Below are 2,229 nucleotides of genomic sequence, written 5' to 3' on the forward strand. Positions count from 1 at the left end.
AAGAGAGCGATGAGTAGTGAGAACATGAGACTTTGAGCACCGAGATCGTATGAAAAGCGCGTAGGGTGAAAATTTGGCCCGGGCCGGCGAAGGCCAAAGCGAGCAAGGATAAAATTTTCTTGATTTTTCTTTGCTTCCGTTTCTTTTCATCAAGGAAAAGAAATGAAGTGGGGTTCGGGGCAAGGCCCCGTCGCTGGGAAGAGATGAGCGGAGAGAAAGTGAGCACTGAGAGGAGAGAAGAGAGAGGAGAGACGCAGCACTGAACATCTTTTGTAATCCGTTCATTAAAAAAACAGAATAAATTTTGAAGTTCAGTTCTCCCCACCTGCTGCCACAGATTTTTAACATAACAGCATTGTAAAACCTAATGGAAAAAAACAAATATATTTGTTTTAGAGTAAATACACTTTTTGGGGAAGAATTATCGAACAAATTAATTCGTTTTTTAAAAGTAGTTTAAAATGAATTCTAAACAGGAATATATCCGTCTTTTATCCGATTTTAAGACTCAAAGAGGGGGGATTTACGGAATAAATCGACTGGGGATATTTGGTTCGGTAGCCCGTGGTGAGCAAACAGAAAAAAGTGATTTGGATATTTATTATGAAGGAGAGCCTTTGAGCCTTTTTAAAATAATGACACTAAAAGACGAGCTTGAAAATCTGTTGAACTGTACCGTCGATATTGTGCGTCTTCGCGAAAAAATGAATCAGGTTTTGAAAAAAAGGATTCAAAAGGAGGGGATATATGTTTGACAGGACCTTGGCAATTGATATTATCACTTTAATCGATGATAATTTAAAAACAGTTTTACAGAGGACAAAACATATAGAATCAGCTAATGATTTTACATCTTCCGAATCGGGTATGATTCTTCTCGACAGTATTTGTATGAAACTGGTAGCTGTTGGAGAAAGCATTAAGAATCTCGATAAAGTGACCAATAAAGAATTGTTACCCCAATACCGTCAAATTCAGTGGAAACAGGCAATGGGAATGCGCGACATTATTGTTCATCACTATTTTGACGTCGATGCCGAACAAATTTTAATACATTAAAAGAAGATTTACCTGATTTAATGAATGTATTGGGAAAAATGAAAAACAATCTCAAAGACAAATTTTAAGATAAGCCGGGTTGTTTTTAACAACAAAGGAAGCCAGGGAATATGAGAGATGGGTAGTAAGAAAATGAGACTGTGAGCACTGAGAGGAGAGAAGAGAGAGATGAGTAGTGATAAAATGAGACTGTGAGCACTGGGAAGGTGAGAGATGAGAAAGTGAGCGGTGAGAAATGAGTGGCAAACGTTTTACATTGAAAGAAGTTAAAGACTGCAAAATATAAAAGGAAAAGAGATCATGTTAAGAACCAACCCGCCTAAGAGTAAAAGCGTAAAGAAAATAAATGAAGTGCAGCGTCAAAAAATCTTTTCTGTTTGACTCCAAGCTATAGCGAAGGAGGAGTTTAAAAGATTTTAGCGAAACGAAATTGATTTTTAGCTTTTAATCTTGAGCGGTGGCTTTTTTTGATTCCTTTTTTCAGCTACAGGAAAAAAGGAATTGGGGTTCGGGGCAACGCCCCGTTGAGACGCAGAGATGAGACGGTGAGCACCGTGTAGTAAGAAAATGAGACTGTGAGCACCGGGAAGGTGAGAGATGAGAAAGTGAGCGGTGAGAAATGAACAGCGAACGTTTTTCACGAAAAATAGAAGTTAAAGACAAAGATAGCCGGTTGCCAGCCCTGCCCAACAAGGGAAAAGCTGACGCACTGATTTGAGCAGGCAAAGAGCTTTAAAGAGTTATAAACACAATAGAATTTAGATAGAAAGTTAAAAACTTTTAATAATCCCGACATCGTCGGGATGGGCGGGCCGGCCGAAAAAAATGCGGGCCGGCGAAGGCTTTTAGCGCTGATAGCTTATTTTTTTCTTGATTCTTTTGAATACTTTTCTCATCTAAGGAGAAAAGTATTTGGGGTATGGGGCAACGCCCCGTTGAAAAGCGGAGATGATGAGCACTGGGACGATGAGAAAAGAGAGATGAGATAGTGAGCGATGAGAAATGAGTACCGAACGTTTCACATAGAAAATAGAAGTCAAAGACAAAAATAGCCATTGCCACCCCTGCCCACCAAGGGAAATGCTTACGCACTAATTTGAGATGGCAAAGAGCTTTAAAGAATTATAAACACAATAGAAATTTAAAAACTTTCAATATCCGCCCCCGGGC

At 39.3% G+C, this 2,229-nt stretch carries 3 protein-coding genes; 2 read left to right on the plus strand and 1 reads right to left on the minus strand.

Annotation, left to right across the window (positions count from 1 at the left end; genetic code table 11):
* Positions 1-325: hypothetical protein (locus K5G00_RS29125; protein WP_238770089.1), on the minus strand; the 325-nt coding region annotated here is incomplete at its 3' end.
* Between the two features lie 136 nt (positions 326-461).
* Between K5G00_RS29125 and K5G00_RS29130 the strand changes: the two genes are divergently transcribed.
* Positions 462-755 (plus strand): nucleotidyltransferase family protein, encoded by a 294-nt coding sequence (locus K5G00_RS29130; RefSeq protein WP_238770091.1) that lies wholly within the window; start codon positions 462-464, stop codon positions 753-755.
* Entirely contained in the window at positions 748-1,059 is a 312-nt protein-coding gene (locus K5G00_RS29135) for a HepT-like ribonuclease domain-containing protein (protein WP_238770093.1), read from the plus strand. The genes K5G00_RS29130 and K5G00_RS29135 overlap by 8 nt, the downstream gene beginning before the upstream one ends.
* The last annotated feature ends 1,170 nt before the right edge of the window (positions 1,060-2,229 follow it).

Source organism: Maribellus maritimus (assembly GCF_022267315.1).
GTDB lineage: Bacteria > Bacteroidota > Bacteroidia > Bacteroidales > Prolixibacteraceae > Draconibacterium > Draconibacterium maritimum.

Bases quoted from the DNA above. Each gene is read 5' to 3' on its own strand.
- K5G00_RS29130 (WP_238770091.1), top strand. From the start codon at position 462: ATGAATTCTAAACAGGAATATATCCGTCTTTTATCCGATTTTAAGACT.
- K5G00_RS29135 (WP_238770093.1), top strand. From the start codon at position 748: ATGTTTGACAGGACCTTGGCAATTGATATTATCACTTTAATCGATGAT.